Annotated in this window: 8 protein-coding genes and 1 tRNA gene; 5 read left to right on the forward strand and 4 right to left on the reverse strand. The window is 42.2% G+C overall.

Features of this window, described 5'->3' with window-relative positions:
• Nucleotides 1–3: 3 nt before the first annotated feature.
• Complete coding sequence (locus EWM62_RS06910) at nt 4–1719, reverse strand: FAD/NAD(P)-binding protein (RefSeq protein ID WP_129875919.1); 1716 nt, start codon at nt 1717–1719, stop codon at nt 4–6.
• A gap of 124 nt (nt 1720–1843) precedes the next feature.
• Here EWM62_RS06910 and EWM62_RS06915 point away from each other — a divergent pair, with 124 nt between their 5' ends.
• Nucleotides 1844–2260 carry a DUF1801 domain-containing protein gene (locus tag EWM62_RS06915; protein ID WP_129875920.1) on the forward strand — a complete coding sequence of 139 codons (417 nt, stop codon included), beginning with the start codon at nt 1844–1846 and terminating at the stop codon, nt 2258–2260.
• 385 nt (nt 2261–2645) lie between these two features.
• A tRNA-Pro gene (locus EWM62_RS06920) sits at nt 2646–2719 on the forward strand.
• 179 nt (nt 2720–2898) lie between these two features.
• On the opposite strand, the gene EWM62_RS06925 is transcribed toward EWM62_RS06920, so the two are convergent.
• From EWM62_RS06925 to EWM62_RS06935, 3 genes are all read right to left on the reverse strand, one after another.
• Nucleotides 2899–11871, reverse strand: coding sequence for a cadherin-like beta sandwich domain-containing protein (locus EWM62_RS06925; protein WP_129875921.1), 8973 nt, complete (start codon nt 11869–11871; stop codon nt 2899–2901).
• A 621-nt stretch (nt 11872–12492) separates the two neighbouring features.
• Complete coding sequence (locus EWM62_RS06930; protein ID WP_129875922.1) at nt 12493–14073, reverse strand: hypothetical protein; 1581 nt, start codon at nt 14071–14073, stop codon at nt 12493–12495.
• Between the two features lie 11 nt (nt 14074–14084).
• Nucleotides 14085–14636, reverse strand: coding sequence for a WcaF family extracellular polysaccharide biosynthesis acetyltransferase (locus tag EWM62_RS06935; RefSeq protein ID WP_129875923.1), 552 nt, complete (start codon nt 14634–14636; stop codon nt 14085–14087).
• 333 nt (nt 14637–14969) lie between these two features.
• On the opposite strand from EWM62_RS06935, the gene EWM62_RS06940 reads away from it, so the two are divergent.
• From EWM62_RS06940 to EWM62_RS06950, 3 genes are read left to right on the forward strand one after another with little or no spacing between them, the layout of a single operon-like run.
• On the forward strand, nt 14970–15944 hold the full coding sequence (locus tag EWM62_RS06940) for a tetratricopeptide repeat protein (protein WP_129875924.1): 975 nt from the start codon (nt 14970–14972) through the stop codon (nt 15942–15944).
• 24 nt (nt 15945–15968) lie between these two features.
• The gene (locus EWM62_RS06945; protein ID WP_129875925.1) at nt 15969–18230 is read left to right on the forward strand and encodes a toxin-antitoxin system YwqK family antitoxin; all 2262 of its coding nucleotides are present in this window, start codon (nt 15969–15971) and stop codon (nt 18228–18230) included.
• Complete coding sequence (locus EWM62_RS06950) at nt 18220–20148, forward strand: DUF3857 domain-containing protein (RefSeq protein ID WP_129875926.1); 1929 nt, start codon at nt 18220–18222, stop codon at nt 20146–20148. Before EWM62_RS06945 ends, EWM62_RS06950 begins: the two co-directional genes overlap by 11 nt.
• Nucleotides 20149–20156: the final 8 nt, after the last annotated feature.

Raw genomic sequence — 20156 nt, forward strand, 5'->3', positions numbered from 1 at the left:
GCATTAAAGGTTATCAACAATACTGGCAATAATATTGCCCGATGCTTCCTCGCAAAAATCAAGCCCGGAGTAGTCAGGGTTATATCCGCCAATATAAGGTACAGCCATAATATAAATACGTTCGTTCAATGCCCCATAATCGTCAACCGCCTGAAAGTTATCGTTAATGGTTATACCCGAAACTTTAAGATAGTAATTGCCTTTACCATCAGTTTCCACGGCTTTGTTGCCTTCATCTATTGCCTTAATGCCCTCATTCGCATTTTTAAACCGCAGCCGCGCAGGGGTGACCGTACGTTTATTTTGCAACCCTTTGTACGGAAATTCATCGTAACTAAGATGCGGCTGGCCTACACAATCTACAAATGTTTTATACTCATAAGCATGCTTTTTGTTGTCATAGCTGGTATAATGGTATATCGCGCCACCCTGTTTTAAAGGCTCAACATAGCTGTCTTCGCCAACTGTGATAATTTCCAGTACACCTGCCTTGTGTAAAGCAAGCATTTCTTCAACCGAGCTTTGCGGCACATAAGCTATAACCACTGATATTAGTGGCATCAATACTTTCTGCAGCCTCATCATATCCTCTGCCGAAAAATATTTGGCAGGATAGTTCATAGCAAAACTAAGTACGCCCAGCATCTCTTTCCAATATACAGATTCGCGCCGTTCAATTGACTTTTCGGCTTCAGCATATTCAATTTCAAATAACTCAAACGGGTCTATACTTTCGCGAAGCGCCATCATATCCTCCACAAAGTCTTCCATGCTCATATCCTTTATTCGCTCGTAAAACTCCGGGCGTTTGTCGCGAAAGGCAATTTTAAAATCCTTTTCAAAAACCAAATCGAGCGATAGGAAACCGTCGTTGCCGGCCCTGTTTTGTTGTATGTCTTCGGGCGTAAGTGATGCACCTGTTGCTAAATGCGAATCTTCCAGATGGAACCTTATAGCCGGCAGCAAACCATTACGCGAATGCATCACCATTTTAAATCTACTACTGTCTGCCGCTATACGGTAAGTAAGTTTGCCTTTATCATCTTTGTCATAAGCCCCGTTGTGGCGCGACAGCGTACGTATGGCATCAATAGCCGTAAGTGATGAGCCTTTTATAGCTACGGGATGGTTTACCTTTAAAGCGAGTTTGACGGGAGGGTAGGGCGAATCGTAAAACCTGGGTACAACCCCTTCATTTTTTATCGGCCAATTATGCCCGGTACAAATAATAACCTGGTCGTATTCAAATTTACTGTTATTATTTATTTCAACAGTTACTATACCTTGTTCAGGGTAGTCGTTTATATCAGTTACAATACTATCATAATGCACTTCAAAATCTATCCCGTTGTTTTTGGCCTGCTGCTGCAACAAGCCGAACTGGGCAGTAAGGTACTGGCCGAACAGCAACCGGGGCAGCACTTTGTATTCGTTAAATTTAAGTGGATCGATATGGAATTTATCAAGTGTGTCTTTAGGAACGGTTTTTATCCAGTCGTTTATCGAAGTTACAAGATCAGGTATCTCGTTGCCTGATACGTTGGTGATATGCTCATCGTTTGCACCATCGGCGCTGTAAGGCATACCAGCCCCCAGTTGTTTCTTTTTTTCGAAAATAGCAATCGCGATGTCGTGCCGGTTAGCATTAACCAACCGTTTAAACATAAACAAACCACTTGGCCCACCACCCAAAATGGCAATACGTTTCTTATTTTTCAAATTATTAAATGTTTAAGAAATAAATGTGCTATATGAAATGAAAAAATGTACTAATTGTTTTAATGAAATAATGTCTGCATAATTTTAATGGATATACTTAACTTGTAGTAATATTATAAACAGTATGGCAAAAAATAAAACCACCGAAAACACAGACAGCGTTGCCGATTTTTTAAACCGCATTGAAGATGAAACTAAGCGAAAGGATGGCCATAGCCTGGCTGATATTATGCAGCAAGAATCGGGTTTTGAAGCAAAAATGTGGGGAAACGCTATAGTAGGCTTTGGCAGCTATCATTATAAATACGAAAGCGGGCGCGAGGGCGATGCACCACTGGCGGCATTTTCACCACGGTCAAAAGACTTTTCGCTGTATCTGGCGCAAGATGCCAATGCTAAAGAACCACTTTTACAAAACCTGGGTAAGCATAAAATGTCGGGTAGTTGTATTCATGTTAAAAAACTGGCGGATATTGACGAAGGGGTTTTACGCCAAATGGTTGTTTCGTCTGTTAAGTTTTTGAAGGATAAATACAAGTAGGCATTATATAATAATGATATTAAAGAACAAAGCCCTGTATCACTTGCTGATGCAGGGCTTTTTATCAAACGGTTATATTCCCCCTATTTTTAATAGTATAACCTTTTGATAATATAACCTTACGGCCCGCCAGTTTTCGGGCTATAAGTATTTTTGCAGTATACCTTGTACCGGTAATATTGCCTGCATTAAAATTGCAATCAATTTTACTCATCATCAATACTACATATGTAGTATTTTTTGTGTGTACAAAGGCATTTTGCCTGTATCAGAAAATATTTTTGCCCTTAAGTTTGTGCAAATGAATTGGTTAAATATCTACCCTTAAATTCTTTTAAAAAAAGTTTGCACAGCTATACAAAAAAGCTACCTTTGCAATCCCAATCGGGATGTAGCGTAGCCCGGTATCGCGCCACATTTGGGATGTGGAGGCCGCAGGTTCGAATCCTGCCATCCCGACGAAAGCGATACCAATCGATCAAAACCCTTAAATCATTGATTTAAGGGTTTTTTGTTTTATTATGGTTAGCTTATTTTATTATTGCGCCCGTTTTAAAATAGTATTTACAATGTTTTATATACATACAACAAAGCCTTCCAGATATCCTAAAAGGCTTTGTTGTTAATGATTTTTGCTGTTAATATTTAAGTATCAGATATCCTGTTTTACGTTTGTTTTCTTTACCCGCTTTATACTCTATCTGGTAGTAATAGGTGCCCGGTTTTAATAACACGCCGGTTTTGTTAGAGTGCCCGTCAAATAGGTTTGAGCCATCCTTACCGTAATCCCTGGCTTCGAATACAAGCACGCCGTTGGCGTTCATGATAGAGACCCTGTTGTTTGGATAGGCGCTTAATCCTTCTACCGATAGGAAATCGTTTGAGCCATCACCGTTTGGCGATACCCCCTGGTGTACCACCACGCCATCATCGCCTGTCGGCAATAAATTGTTGTTTGCTTTATTGGCAAACAACAAACCGGCGTTTGCCTTATCAATCATAAACGAATTTGGCTGCCTTGTGATATACAGGTTATATGTTTTAACAGTGGTGCCATCCTGGGCGGTTACTATTGCATTAATAACATTTTCGCCTGTGGCAAGGGTTATCTGGTCAGATGCTGTACCACTAACTACTGCCATACCATTTATGGTTATTGTAGCACCTGCATCTATTGCTTTTGGCGTTACACGGATACTGGCAATTGACGCCTCTACGCTTGTTGAATAATTTTTATCGGCAGTACCGGCGGCATCTTGCAGGGATACATTATTACTAAGTTTAAAACTGGCCGATGCATTGCTGGAACCGGAGCGGTTAACAACAATAGCATAGGTGCGGGTTGTTACACCGTCCTGCGCCACAACTGTAGTAGTAATGGTAGTGGCGCCCATACTAAGCGTAATAGGGGCCGAAGCAACGCCACTGGCCACAGCTATCCCGTTTATGGTGATGGTAGCGTTTGCATCCTGAGCGGTAGCGGTAAGCGTTATACTACTTGTAGCTGCTGCTACCGATGTGCTGTAGTTGACCGTTGCAGCACCTGTTGTTGCCGTTAGTATAGCGGTTGGCGTTAGTTTTAAACTTACTACTGCATTGTTAGAGCCATTACGGGTAACTGTGATGTTATAGGTTTTAACAGTAACACCATCTTGTGCGGTTACAACTGCGCTTATAGTTGTTGCTCCGGCGTCCAACGCTATAGGGGCAGAAGCTACGCCGCTTGCCACTGCTACACCATTTATAGTTATGGTAGCACCCGCGTCAATTGCTTCGGGGGTTAGGGTAACTGTGGTAGTGCCCGATGCAACCGAAGCGGTAAAGTTTTTATCGGCTGTACCGGTTGCGGCGGTAAGTGTTGATACCGGGTTAAGCTTAAAGCTTGCCGAAGCGTTATTTGAACCAAGCCGCTTAACAGCTATACTATAAGTTTTAATAACCGTACCGTTTTGTGAAGTAACCACCGCGTTGATAAGGGTAACGCCGGCACTTAACCTTATAGGCGCCGAAGCCGAGCCGCTGGCTACCGCTGTGCCATCAATAGTTACGGTTGCACCGTCGAGTGTTGTTGGTGTTACTGATACAGTATTCACGCCGGGGTTTACCGAGGTGCTGTAGTTAGTTGATGCGTCCCCGGTTGTAGATACAAGTGTTACGTTAGGGTCGAGTCTGAAACTGGCTACCGCATTGGTAGAACCATTACGGGTAACAGTGATCTTGTACGTTTTAGTAGTAGTACCATCCTGAGCGGTAACCAGGGCATTAATAACTGTGGCGCCAAAATCAAGGGCTATTGGCCCCGATGATGTGCGATTAGCTACCGGTACACCATTTATGGTAATAATGGCACCCGGCCCAACGGCTTTTGGCGTAATGGTAACAAATCCTGTTGATGCTGATACCGAAGTAGCAAAGTTACGGTCGGCTGTGCCGGGTACAGGCGTAAGTACAGCAACGGGGTTTAAAGTAAAGCTTACGTTTGCTATGCTTGAGATTGTACGGGTTAAAACAAGATCATATGTTTTTGTTGCAGTGCCGTTTGTTACAAGCACTGTAAAAGGGTTGGCGCCCTCAGCTAATGTTAGCGTCAGTGGCGTTCCGGATATTACCGGTGTCCCGTTTACGGATATTATTGCGCCTGCATCTGTTGCAATAGGGGTGATGTCGGTAGTTTCGTTTGGTACTGTAGCTGTATAGGTTGTAACGGCACCATCAAAAACAGGGTTCAGTGTGCCTATGCTAAGGGTAAGGTTTACCAGGGTGGCAATTGGCGTTGTAACGCCAATATTTACTATCGATGTTGCACTACCGCCACGGTTATACGCAGTTATTGTGTAATCCTTAGCCGCGGTAACGGTTGTTGGCGTACCACTGATGATACCTGTCGCGGTATCAAATACTAAACCATCAGGTAAAACGTCGCTTAGGTAATACCCACCTGATGGGGTAAGTTTTTCTATTGTTTGCCTTCCGTTATCTGTGGTGTAAATTTCACCGTTTTTACCAAGGGCAATACCAAATAAGCCTGAATAGTCTGTAGATATATCAACCGGGTTATTACCTGTTTTATCATATTTGGTAACAATGTTGGTTCCGCCCTGGTTTACGTAAATGTTACCTGTGGCATCTATTTTTACATCCGTAGGGTTGGTAAGGCCGCTGATAAAGGTGGTTTTTGCACCACCGCTCAAATTAAACCGTTCAATGGTTCCGGCGGAGTTATCAGCAACATAAAAATAATTGGCATCTACAGTTATGCCATAAGGGAAACTCAGATCAGTTGTTAATGTTGTTGTAATACCGGCCGGGGTTATCTTTTTAACCGCGTGGTTTGCGGTTTCATCAACATAAATATTACCTGCTGCATCTACCGTTAAACCCGTCGGGAATAATAAACCGCTACCCAAATTGGTGATAACGCCTCCAGGGGTTACCTTTTTTATTGTGCTGTTACCCAAGGCTGCAGCATACACATTGCCATCGGCATCGGTTGCAACGCCAAGTGGTGTATTTAGCCCCGTAAGTATAGCAACCGGAGCACCGCCACCTGCATCTATTTTGTAAACAGCACCGGCCGTAACATCGGCTATAAACAAATCGCCTGCCTGGTTAATGGCAATACCTGTTGGGGTTGGTATGGCTTTGGTTAGTGTATCGGCCAAAGGCAAATAACCAGGTGCATCTACGTTACCAAATCCTGTACTTAACGGGGTTATGGTTACGCCGGTTTTATAAAGCTGCGCAGCTATAGGCGAACTTGTAGGCTCTGGTATAAGCCTGGTAACGGTAATTGTGTAAGTTTTGGTGTCACCGTTATTTGATGTTACTACTATCGGGATAATGTTGTCACCCAGGTTTATAGGTATAAGCGCTTCGCCTGTCGGCCCCGGATCGGTACCGTTAATTTTAATTGCCGACAATGCATCATCGCTTGCCGTCGAAATAAATACGTTCTCGAAAGAGTTAGGTACATCAACATGGTAAGTTGTTTGCTCGGGTGTAAAGCCTGGGCGCAAGGTGCCGTTTACCAGAATTTTGCTTAACAGTAGTGATGATGGTACCGGGACGCGCAGGTTAACTGTATAGGTGCCGGTTGATGTGCCATCCTCGGCAAGTACACTTACCTCAACACTATTATCACCTGGGATAAGTGTTAATATCTGCGATTCCGCACCGCTTGTAACAGGTACACCTGCAACGTTAATTGTTGCAAGCGGGTATGCCGATGGCCTTAATTTTGCCGAAGTTGTGCCCATTGGTAAATCAACGGTGTAATTAAATACATCAGCATCAAAAGATGGTGTCAGCGAGCCCTCGCTGGTTGTAAGATCAGATAGCTTATAATCGTTAGAGATCCGGTGAATATTCACCGTGTAACTTTTGGTCGAATTATCCAGCGGTGATGTTATTACAACAGGGATAATGTTATCACCTACATTTAATGCTACGCTAACAGGTGTACCTGAAGCTGCTGTAGTGCCATTTATAGTTAAACTGTTGCTAAGTTCACTTAATGTAGCGGTTATATTTGTTGTTGTTAAGCTATTATCAGCGCTTATTTTATAACTTATACTATCAGCGTTAAATATCGGCGTCAATACCCCGGCATCGGTAACCAGGTTGCTCAGATTTTTGTTTGCCTCTACACCAAGCGTAATACGCGCACTTGTGCTGTCCTGCCCGTTATAAGCGGTGATCCTGTATTGAGTAGCGGGGTTTAATTTTGTTGGCGTACCACTAATTGTACCGGTATTTGCATTAAAGCTTAAACCTGCAGGCAATAATTTATCAATAAAGTAACCACCCGATGGCTGAAGTACCTTCATTTCGTTGCCGCCAATCTTACCTATGTAAACTTTACCTTTTGTATCGGCACTTGTTGTATATATATCGTTTATGCCGGTTGGGATAGTTAATGCACCACTGCCATCAAGGTTCCATCGTATTAAATTGGAATTTCCGGAATAAATAAAACCAGTAGCATCTATATCAAATGAAGATGAACCGCTGTAAGCAATTATCTGTGTCATATTGCTTCCATCAAGGCCCATACGGAAGATCTGCGTAGTTTGCAGGTCCTGTACAAACAGTTTATCGTCGCGTAATACCACCGTACATGGATAGGTAAAGGCATTACTTATGCTAACCCCTGTATTGGTGCCAATATTGTATTTAGATACACTGTGGCCATATACATCTGCCAAATAAAGGTTGCCCTGGTTATCCGGTGTTATACCTAATATGTATTGATATGCCGATGTAAGAAGCGTTGACGTTGTAGTACCGGCTGCTATTTTGTAAATGGGGGAGGTAGAGCCGGCATAGTCAGATATATATAAATTGTTATCTTTATCAATGGCCAATGCCAGCGGGAAATTGAATGGGCCGCCTATAGTGTAAGCGGGGCTGCCATCGGCCGGAACAACTTCTACGTTGCCTCTAAAGTTACTTAAGATATAAGCATTGCCGTGGCTATCAAACACAGCCCTCACGGCCTGGCCGCCCAGGTTTGATCCAAAGTTGGTAAGCGGGTTATTGTAACTAAGCGCACCCACATTGGCAGCTGTAGGCGTTATTGTTACAGCTGCGTTAATTACTAAACTTTTTGAAGCCTCGTAGCTTAAAGTTGGCGGTATTAATTTATTAATAGTTAAGGTGTAAGTTTTTGTATCACCCGATCCTGCTGTAACTATGAAAGCAATAGTATTGGTACCATTAACAAGCGGAACTGTTATTACTGAATCTGATGTAACCGGGTTACCATTATAAGTTATTGTTGCATCGGTTGCAGCTGCTGTTGGGGTTATAGTTACGGATGTTACCGTTGAAGATACTGATGATGTATAGGTTATTGTATTCGCATTAAACGCAGGGCTTAAGCCCGCCCCGGATACAGCCAATGCGCTTAGATCGGCATTGTTTGATACAACCGCAACACTAATGGTTGATGATATAACGCCACCTGTACCATAGGCGGTTACAATGTAATTTTTAGCTGGCGATAAAACTGTTGGCGTGCCGCTTATAATACCGGTATTTTGATTGAAGGTTAACCCTGCAGGTAGCTTGCTGTTGATGAAATAACCACCCGATGGAGTAATCACATTAGCATGGTTGTTACTTATTTGCGCTGAATATATTACACCTTTATCATTTACGTCAAGTCCATAAATATTCTGAAGATCCAGGCCTGAAGCTATAATTTGCGGGCCGCTGCCATTGGCAGGCAATTCATAAATGCGAAAGTTTGACAGGTCGGACACAAATACGTTATCAGCATTATCAACAGTAACCGCTACCGGCTGGCGTATATCAGTTACATCTTCGGTATGCCCGTCGGTTGTTATCCAGATCTTTTTCAGCTTACCGTTACCCTGGTCGGCCACGTAAACGTTACCTGCAGCATCAACAGCTACATCTGTTGGCTGGTTAAAGCCGGTACCTACTACCACCGGGGTACCGCCGCCGGCCGGGATCTGTTTTATATTGCTGTCTCCAAAATCAGCTACATATATTGTTCCGTTTTTAGCTATTGCCATACCAAATGGATAGTTTACGCCTGAACTTGAAAGTACAGTAACTTCGCCTGTGCCTACAGCCATCTTTTTGACAACATGAGTGCTTGCATCGGCTAAATACAAGTTACCGGCATCGTCAAATGCCATGGCTTTTGTAGAAATATTGTCTGTTGCAATTTCAACTGCCGGGCTGCCATCAGCAGGATATTTAAATAACTTGCTTGGATATGAGTTATCTAACAAATAGACATTTCCCTGCGGATCGAGTTTTATTTTATAAGCCTGGCTTATTTCACCGTTACCCAATGATGTATAATTAGTGCTATACCCAAATGTATTAACATCAGTTGCCGTTGGCGTAACCGGTGTATTAGCGGTGTTTACTATAAAAGTTTGCGCGGTACCATAGCTTACGGTTGGTGGCACTACTTTAGTAACAGTAATGGTGTAAGTTTTTGTAGCGCCGGCTGCTGCTGTTACTACAAATTCAATATTATTAATGCCAATAGCAAGCGGAACTGTTACCGCCGAACCTGAAGTAACGGGAGCGCCGTTATAGGTTATTGCTGCGCTTGCATCAGCCACTGTTGGAGTAATATTTAACGATGCTAAACTTGAAGGCACCGTCGCGGTATAAGCTATTGTACCTGCATTAAACACAGGGCTTATGGTGGCCCCTGTTACAGCAAGTGTGCTCAAATCGGCATTGTTTGATGCTACGCCGATGACAGCGGTGCTTGTAATACTTTCGACATCATTATAAGCAGTAACGCTATATGAGGTAGCAGTCGATAGCACTGTAGGTGTACCACCAATAGCACCCGTATTTTGGTTAAAGCTTAAACCTTTAGGTAATTTACTATCGATAAAATAGCCGCCTGTAGGAGTAATTATTTTAGCATTGGCAGCATAGGTTGCCATATAGATAGAGCCTTTTTCATCTAAAAATAAACCACCCGGATATTGATAGGCACTACCCGCAGCAAGGATTTTCACTCCACTGCCATCCGCAGGAATTTCAAGCAATCGCGAATATTGTGCGTCTCCGGCAAAAAGGTTACCCGCTTTGTCAAAAACCAAAGAAATTACCTGGCTGCCGGTATAAATAGTTTCCACATGGCTATCCGTCGAGTACCATATTTTTTTGATGGCCATATTGTTTTGGTCAGCAACAAAAAGGTTACCGTCATCATCAACAGCCACATCTGTTGCGTTACTAAAAGCAATGCCAATTTCAACGGCCGTACCGGCGCCTGGTGATAATTTTTTGATGCTGCCGCTTCCGCCGTCGGCCATGTAGATAGTGCCGTCTTTTGCCATCGTCATGTTATATATATAGCTGATGCCGGTCGCTATAGTAGTAACCGTATTCGTGCCCGCCGCTATCTTTTTAATAACTCCATAGCCGGCATCAGCCAAATATAAGTTGCCCGCATCGTCAAGAGTTATAGCGCTTGGGTACGCGCCATCAGTTCCTACTTCAACCCCGGTAGTGCCATATGTGTTATATTTGAATATTTTATAATTGCCAAGATCAAGCATATAGGTGTTACCCAGATTGTCTCTTTTAATGTTTCCGATCTGCAAAAAGGTGCCTCCAAAATTAACCGCGCCGCCATACCCAAATGTCGCAACATTTGCCGCTGTAGGTGTTAATGGCGTAGCAGCAGTGTTAATGGCAAAAGTTTTAGGTGCATAGCTAACTGTTGGCGCTATTCTTTTGGTAATAGTGATGGTATATGTTTTTGTAGCGCCACCCGGGGCAGTTACAATAAATGGAAGGCTATTGATGCCCCCGTTAAGCGGAATTGTTACCGCCGACCCGGAAGTAACCGGGCTGCCGTTATAAGTAATTATTGAACCCGCGACTACTACAGTTGGTGTAACATCTATAGATGCTACAGTTGCGCCCACCGTACCTGAATAAGATATGGTACCCGCATCAAATGCCGGGCTAACAGTGGCCCCGGTAACGGTTAGCGCGCTTAGATCTGTATTACCTGATAATACAGTAATGTTAATGGTTGATGTTGCAGCGCTGCCGGCGCCATAAGCAGTTATTGTGTAATCTTTAGCTGGCGATGATGCTGTAGGCGTACCGCTGATGGTACCCGTAGCGCTATCAAAAACAAGCCCAGCGGGCAATATTTTATCCAGGTAATAACCGCCTGATGGCACAACCTGGTAAATTTTTTTGCCGCCATAATCACCATAAAAAACCTTACCATCCTTGCGTACCGCTAAACCATATATAGCGTTAGTTGGCAGGGGGATATCCAGGTAAGTGTTATTGCTGACATTTTTTTTGTGAATGATATTAGTCTGATTGGTCCAGTAAATATCACCTGCGCCATCAACAGCCACCATTACTATAGATTGTGTTGGTACAGATATCTCAACATTTGAAGTATTATTGGGTTTAATTTTGGTTATGCTGCCGTTATTATTATCCAGTACATACAAGTTATCATTGGCATCTGTAACCATGCTTATCGGGTTACCAAAAGTATTGCTCAGGGTTTCGGTATGGCCGTCTGATGCGTACTTCTTATTCAGTTTGGTGTTGGTGCCGTCGTAAAAAGTATAATAAAGGTCGCCTGCTTTATTGGCTGCTATTAAGCCGTTAACACCGATAACAATATCTTCGGTATGGCCGTCGCTGGCATAGGTTTTTACTATTTTGTTTGCGTCGGGGTCTATTACGTACAAATTATCATTGGCATCCATGGCAATGTTAGCAGGAAACATGTAACCCGAACTATAAACAGAAATATTTCCGGAAACATCAACTTTTTTTATGTCTGTATGATCAGCGTCTAAAAAGTAAATATTGCCTTGAGAATCCATCCTGAAGTATGAGGGGTTGAAAGCCGGCGTTGCAAAAACCTGGGCTGAATTGTAACCTGGCGCTGATATGTTAGATGCGGTAGGCGTTACCGGGGTAATGGCAGTGTTTGTTGCAAAAGTTTGCGCTGTACCATAGCTTAATGTTGGCTGCGCGTTTACGGTATTAAAACCTAAACTAAGCAGGGTTGCAAAGCATATGTTTTTTAATAATAACAAGCTTTTGCTAATGGGTAAAGATGAACTCATTGGGGAATGATATAATAGTTAGTCAATAGTAATTACAAGGGGGTAACAATAATCGCTTTTTAGAATGGGGTAAGGGCAAATCAGCGTGTTAAATCACCTAACATTGGTGTTTAAACGTTGGTATCGAAGTCTTGGGAAAGTAAAGCTTAAGTAAAGTTATCTCCATATAATGGGTTTAATCGTTTATTTTAATCAGGGTATAAAATAGCCGGGCTTTCCCCCGTTTTTATTTAAATTTAATTCAGAGTTACGGAAAAAAATCCGGTCGAAATCTCGTTACAATTTTTTACGAACAAATTCACCACAGTTTCGGGTTGTTTAAAAAGCAAAATGGGCCGTTTAAACCCCCGTATATTACACAACGGTTAAATGTTTGTCATCAAAAAACAAAAGACAGGTAGTAATACTTGAATTCCAGCAAGTTACAAATATTACTTATAAATTTCAACCGGTACTGCATTCTGTTAAATAAATAAACCTTGCCGATTTATTTGAAACATTATACCACACTATGCAAAAATGAGTTTAAGGGCGCAATTTGTATAGGGCAAAAATAGCTTTTTACCGTAGTGAATATGCCGCATCCCTGTATCGTTTATGGATACATGTCCTGGTCAGGTATTAGCGGGCTTTCGTAGCAAAATAAAGTACGTAATCATCGCTTAGTTCTTTAAGCGAAAAACCTTTATACCCCGGAAACGATTTGAGGATTACGCTTGCCCTGATGCCAATATAATGCGATGGCATTAGAATATATAATGGCCCTGCATGGCCTTTGTGCAGGTATTCATCAAAATTTATATTGATGTCTTTACTAAGCGCGGGCAAAATAATAGCGCGGTTATGTTGTATCTCTAAACCAATATCGGGGCTAAAGAATACAAATGTGGCGTTTTTGTTCCGGTCATCAAGCAGCTTAATATAATTAAGGCTTTGCTGATCTATAAACTGCTGGCCAATACCCGATGTGCCGTAAGCGGTATAGTTTTTTAATCCGTAATAGCCTGTTAAATAAAACTGAATAGTAAAAAACATGATGCCGCCAATAGCCAGCCCCAATGCCACCCTGAATACCATTTTATAATGGCTAAAAAGATGCAGTAAACCGGGGATAATTAATAAACCCATTACCCGGAAGTGCCGGGCCTCGTACGATATATCCAGTTTGCGCATATAAGCCGAACCAAAAAACAGGATGGATACGCTATAGAATATTATAAGTATTGCCTGATAGCTTTTATTGGGCGCATTCCGGTATATGGCATAAATAAGCACCACGCTTAAAACAGCCAGCAATAAAATCACTAACATTACCCACCCGGGCGACAGGATAGCATCATCATTATGAAATATAAGGCCGTTAAATAGGTCATCAACCGAAAAGCCCGAGAGCAGGGGCGAAGCGATAGGGAATGCAAGCGTCTTCCAGCTCAGATCGAAACCGTTTGAACCTGAAGATGGGTTAACCCCTTTATTTAAATACAATATGTAAATAACAACTACCGAAGCAACAGCCGGTATAGCCACCCAAAAACCTTTTAATACCCAGGCCCTGATGCCACTTAACCCTTTTGAAATTTGTACCCAGGTAAAAAGCAACCCCGCCGCGTAGATCCATATAAACGATGATTTACAAATAAAACCTATCCAGCCCGAAAGCAGCACGAACAAGGCAAACTTCCAGTTGGCCTTTGTGAAAACAAGGCAGCCGTATAAAAACCACCCGGTAAAAGCAAACAACAATATTTCGCCGCCGGTATAAAAAATATAAGGTGTAAAAAATGCCTGCTGGCATATGATCACAACCAGGCTTAAGGCGGTTATTAATGGCGTAAAGCCCGCTTTTTTAAAAAATGAATAAAAGCCGGCAAGCCCTATTATCTGGCAAAGGGCGGTGGTAACCGCGGCGGCTTGCCCGGTATTAAGGCCGAAAATAGTTTTGAAAAAATGCGGCAGCAGATATTGCCCCGGCGACCACCACGATATAAACTCGCTTACATTTGAAGCTATATTTTGCTGATCGGGTTTGGTAAGAACATTAAATGCACCACCCATTTGCATCGACCGCATAACAAGGAACCCCCAGCTGGCATCAGGAAAAATGGCGGAAGGGGTTATAATGGTAAGCACGCCTAACACAGTTACTACAACAAATACGGTTAAAAGAATGATTCTGTGTATCGGCGTGTATGATTTTTGCATAGGTGGTAGTATTACTGAATAACGCGGGGGCGTACTTTAACTGCAGGGTTTCCCTGGTAAATAAAACCGGCTTCCAGGTTTTTATTGGCTACCGAGCCGCTTGTAAGCACAGTATGGCCGGCTGCCGTTATCCCCTGGTTAACCATAGCGCCGCAACCTATCCAAACACCATCTTCAATAGTAATGATGCCTGTTATCAGATCAAACGATTGCTTTTTATAGTTGTGACTGCCTGTTTGCAATATGGCACCCTGCGATATACAGACATTGTTACCAATGTTAACCGCTACCAGGTTATCAATCCAAACGCGTTCGCCTATCCAACTGTGGTTGCCAATTTTTAAATGCCAGGGATATTTTATGTTTACGCCGGGCTTTATAACCACCCCGCTGCCAACCCTGGCGCCAAACAAGCGTAATAAAAAAACTTTAAATGCACTTATTGGTAACAAACCTGTTTTAAAAAATACCGAACTGGCATAATACCACAATACCCGTTTAACAGCGCTGCCACCTGGTTTGTAAGGGTGGTTATTATATGTAGACAAATTGGTTTGCGGCATTTATTAAGATAGCTTGGATAACGTTTAAAACACGCGATCTCAAAATTACATATTTTGTATTTTAAATAAGGCCCTTTTAGTAAGGAAGCTTTATAATGCTATATCGGGGTTGGGATATTTTAGATCGGGCTTTATTAATCATCTCATACACAGTGTTGTGCAAACAGAAAAGCGGTGCCATACAATTTAAACAAGCCAATTGTTTTAATTTATTACACTTTTTTATATTTCAGACCGTCAAATTCCTAAAATATATTTACTTTAATGCCTCACTAAAATACGATATTCTATAACATGAGATGTACTGCAATTGTGCTGCTGGTTTTTCTAACAATGTCTATTACCGCATCAGCACAAAAGTCCGGATTGATCAATTCCGGCGAAGTAATTAAAGAAGGGATTCAACTTCACGATTCGAGCGAATACAAAAAAGCGCTGATATTATTTGATAAGGTTAACCGCAGTGATACAAATTATGTATGGGCGCTATATCAAAAAGCGCTAACCTGCGAGGCCGATAGCCAATACACCCAAGCCATTAAATATTGTAAAGAAGGCCTTGCACTTAAGGAAATGCGAGAGTATGAGCCCGACCTGTACAATACTTACGGCAATACCTTAAGCGACTCTAAGCTGTATGAACAGGCTATAAAAGTTTTTGATGCTGCCATTGCCAAATACCCGCATTACTCGTTATTACATTTTAATAAAGGAGTGGTGTTGCTGCAGATTGAAAAATCGCGAGATGCCGAGCTGGAGTTTCAAAAAGCGCTTTTAATAAACCCCTATATGTATAGCGCGCATTACCAGTTATCCCTTGCGGCGCTGCAGCAGGGAAAACTGATACCGGCTTTTATGAGCAGTGTGGCCTATCTTTTTGTAAACCCCGAAGGGAAGTACTTTTCAAACGCAATTAACATACTCAGCCAGATATCTAAAAGTACCGACGAGGTTTTAAAACTGAAAAACGAACGAAAGGAAACACCCGATGCTAATTACCAGATGATGGAAGAGATCATCCTGTCCAAAATAGCCCTTGATAAACAATACAAACCAATCATAGTGCTGGATGATGTTTTATCGCGCCAGATACAGGTGTTGTTTGAAAAACTGGAGTATGATGCCGGCAGTAAGGATTTTTATATTCAATATTACTTACCATACTACAAAAAGGTGTATAAGGATGGTAAATTCGAACCGTTTATTAACCACGCGTTCTCAAACGCCAAGGTTGATGTGATACAGGATTATCTAAAGAAAAATAAAAAATCGATGGAGGGTTTTATCAACGAAGCCGCCGACTATTAAAACCTTATCCGTTCCACACAAGAGTTGGTTTACAATAAACGGGATACAGTTACCAGGAAGTTTGTTTATGATAACGGCAGGCTTGTAGGGAAAGGGTCACTCATTAACAACGGCAAAACGCTTGTGGGGCTGTGGGAGTTTTTTTATCCGGCAGGTAACCTTAAAAGTGTTGGAAAATACAACCAGGCAGGCAACCGTGAAGGTGAATGGCCTTATCAGACCTATGCCGGGGCCTTACGTTCGAAAGAGCATTACGCTAACGGTAAGCTGCAAGGCAGCCAGGAATATTATTATGATAACGGTAACCCATCATCGCGCGAGGTTGAAACAAACGACCAGCTTGACGGGCCTGCCACCACCTATTATTACAGCGGAACAAAAAAGCTGGACGTGGGCTATAAACTTGGTAAAAAGCAGGGTGTCGAAAAAATATATTTCGATAACGGCAACTTGAAAGCTATAAATAATTACACCGATGGCGTATTGACCGGGCCTGCTAAAGAGTACTACAAAACCGGTACGTTAAAAGCGGCAGGCCAGTATGTTAACGGCAAAACCGAAGGCTTGTATAACTCCTTTAACGAAAGCGGCAAGGTATCTGCCGAAATGAGTTTTGTTAAAGAAGATGTTAACGGCGAGTGGAAATCATTTTACGACAGCGGAAAGCTGAAAGAAAAGCGCAATTATATCACTAACCAGGAAGATGGTTTACACCAGGAGTATTACGAAAGTGGCCAGCTATCTACCAGCTACACCGTAAAGAAAGGTAAAATAAACGGCGAAGCAGTTTTTTATTCAAAAGATGGGAAGGTTTACTCTAAATATTTTTACGACAATGGTGTTATTAAAAATGTAAAATACTTTGACCCTTCGGGCAAACAGATCTATTCTTCAGAACTGAAGGGCAACCTGATAGATATCGTTTCCTATAACGAAAAGGGGATTAAAAGGGAGCGTTTTGCATACGATCAAAAAGGTGACCTTACCGGCCCCGACACCGTTTTTTCGGAGACAGGAAAGATAACACAGGTGAGCAAATATGTTAGCGGCAAGGTAAACGGCCCGGTTGTAAATTATTGGCTAAACGGCAACAAAAAGTCGGAAATAAACATGACCGATGGCGACAACGACGGATACTATACCAGCTTTTATGTAAATGGCGTTCCTCAAACAGAGGGCTGGATAAAAGACGGGATTTACCAGGGTGAGTGGTTAAACTACGATGTACATGGCAAACTATCTACCAGATCGTATTACCTTGACAGTGAGTTAAACGGCTACAGGGAAGAATTTGAACCCGACGGCAGTAAAACAACCGAGCAGAAGTATTATAAGGGCACACTGATAGAAATGAGCCAGTATAATAACGCCGGAAAGGTAATCGCAGTTGATAGCTTCCCCAAAGCATCGGGCAAGTACACGCTTCTATATCCAAACGGAAAGGTTATGGCGCAAACCAATTACGTTAACGGCAATTTTACAGGCCCGTATAAAACCTTTTATTTTGATGGAAGCCTGGAAAGCAGCATGTTTTATAGCAACGGGTTGGTAGATAGCACCTACAAAAGCTTTTACTATGGCGGCGCAAAACGCACCGAAGGTGTATATCATAAAGGTAACAAAACCGGAAAATGGACATCGTACAACGAAGACGGGGTGTTATCAAGCATTAGTATATATGTAAATGATGTACTGCAGGGCGAAAAGATAGACTACAACAGCACGGGGACCAAGGATTTTGTAGCGAACTATAAAGACGACGAACTTGATGGCCTTGGCCAGAAATATGACCCGGATGGCACCTTAGCCTACCAAATGATATTTGAGAAGGGCGACCTGGTATCGTACAGCTACACCGGCAAGGATGGCAAACCGGTACCTTTTATACCTATTGATAACAGCAACAGTACCTTTAAAACATTTTACCCCAACGGTAAGCCATCAAGGGAGTGTACATACGTTGAGGGGGTTAAGCACGGTAAAATGACACTGTTTTATACAAACGGACAGATCCGCGCCATTGATAATACCAGTTACGGCAGCAACGAAGGTTTAGCCCAGGATTTTTATCCCGATGGTAAATTAAAATCGGAATATAATTATGTGGCCGATAACGTTGAAGGGCCTGGTAAAGAATATTATAAAAGTGGTAAGCTAAAAACAGAAATGAATTATTTTGGCGGCGTTAACCACGGCCCGGCAAAATATTATGATGAAAGTGGTAAACTTACCAAAACTATGCTTTATAGCTATGGTAAACTGATGTCTGTAAAAAATGAAAAATAAACTGAGTATTGGGTATGTAGGGGCTGTATTTATTTGTGTTTTTTTGCAGCAGAATAGTTTAAAAGCGCAAAGCTTTGATGAATTGCGCAAGCAGTATCCCGATGAAAAAGCTGTAATGCTGAACCGGAAACTGGAGTACAACATCAGTGTAAAAGAAGGGCAACCATACGTGGAAAGCAACGAGGTGCAGCAGATAGCATATTTACTGAGCAGCGCTACAGCCTACATGAGCGAGTATGGTTTTTCGCATAGCGATTTCCAAAAGCTGGTAACTTATAAAGCATTCACCAAAACACCCCAGGATAAAAAATTAAAGGTAACCGAGTTTAAAACCAGCACAAGCAAAGAAAGCTCCGTTTTTTACGATGATTATAAGCGTACTACCTTTAATTTCCCGGCTGTTGAACCGGGAGCTGTAGGCAACCTGGAGGTATCATGGCAAAATAAAGATCCGCACCTGCTTAGCCCTTATTACTTTGCAAACTATATGCCTATGGTTAACAGCGAGCTAAGGGTAACGGTGTCAAAAGATGTGTCAATTAAATACCACCTTATGGGGCAGGATACCAGCCGTATTGTTATTAAGGTTGAAAATAGCCATGGCAATAAGGTTTACAGCTTCATGTACAAAAACGTCCCTTCGGAAAGGCGCTACCCTGATGCACCGGATTTTGCATGGTTTTCGCCGCATGTGCTGTTTTATATCGAAAATTATAAAGATCAATACGGCAAGGCTATTTCATACCTGTCAAACGCCGATGACCTGTACAGGCTTAATTATAGTTACATTAAAGCTATAAACAAAACCATTAACCCCGAGCTAAAGCATATTGTTGATTCACTCACTAAGAATATCACCCTGCCGGATGTTAAAGCAAAAAATATTTACAACTGGGTACAGCGTAATATTAAATATGTTGCTTTTGAAAATGGGATGGAGGGTTTTGTACCGCGCGACGCGGGCCTTGTTTGTAACAGGCGTTTTGGCGACTGCAAAGACATGGCCAGCATCCTTACCGAAATGATAAACACTGCGGGGGTACCGGCCTACTTTACCTGGATCGGCACACGCGATCTGCCCTATAAATTTAGCGAGGTGCCATTACCCATTGTAAGCAACCACATGATCTGCGCTATAAAACTCGATGGCAAGTTTGTGTTTTTGGACGGCACCGACCCAACCTGTGTTTTTGGTACCCCATCGTACGCCATACAGGATAAAGAGGCAATGATATCGATAAACGAAAACGAGTACAAAATAGTGAAAGTACCCACCATTGAAAAAGCAACCAATGTACTTACTGATACTACCTGGCTTGAGATTACACCAACAGGTATAAAAGGGCAAATAAAACAGAGTTTGCAGGGTTATTTTGCTTCTAACGCTTATGCCAAGTTGATGTACATGAATGGCAGGACGATGGATGAAAGCATGAAGGCCGAGTTTGCAAGAGGATCGAATAAATTCAGGCTGGATACTTTTCACGTTGATAAAAAGCAAATAGCCGATCATGTTTCGCTTTTTGCAGATTTTAGCCTGCCCGATTACGCCAAGAAAATAGGAAACGAGTATTACCTTAACCTAAACCTGTTTAAATTTTACGCCAACGAGCAGATAGATTATCCGCGAAGATCGATGCCTGTTGAGTTCGATTTTAAATACATAAAAAGGTATGTCACCATGTTGAAAATTCCTGACGGCTATAAGGTGAGTTACCTGCCTAAAGGCAAAAGCTTCCACAATAATGTTTGGGGATTTAACCTGCAGTACGAACAAAAAGGGAATTATGTGATACTTACCCAGGAACTTGATAACGAGAACCTTTTACTAACCAGCGACCAGTTTCAGCCATGGAATAAAGTGCTCGAAAACCTGTCGCCTTTATATAAAGAAACCTTAAGCCTTATAAAAATTTAAACGATAAA

The sequence above is a fragment of the Mucilaginibacter terrigena genome, from assembly GCF_004168255.1.
GTDB classification, from domain to species: Bacteria; Bacteroidota; Bacteroidia; order Sphingobacteriales; family Sphingobacteriaceae; genus Mucilaginibacter; species Mucilaginibacter terrigena.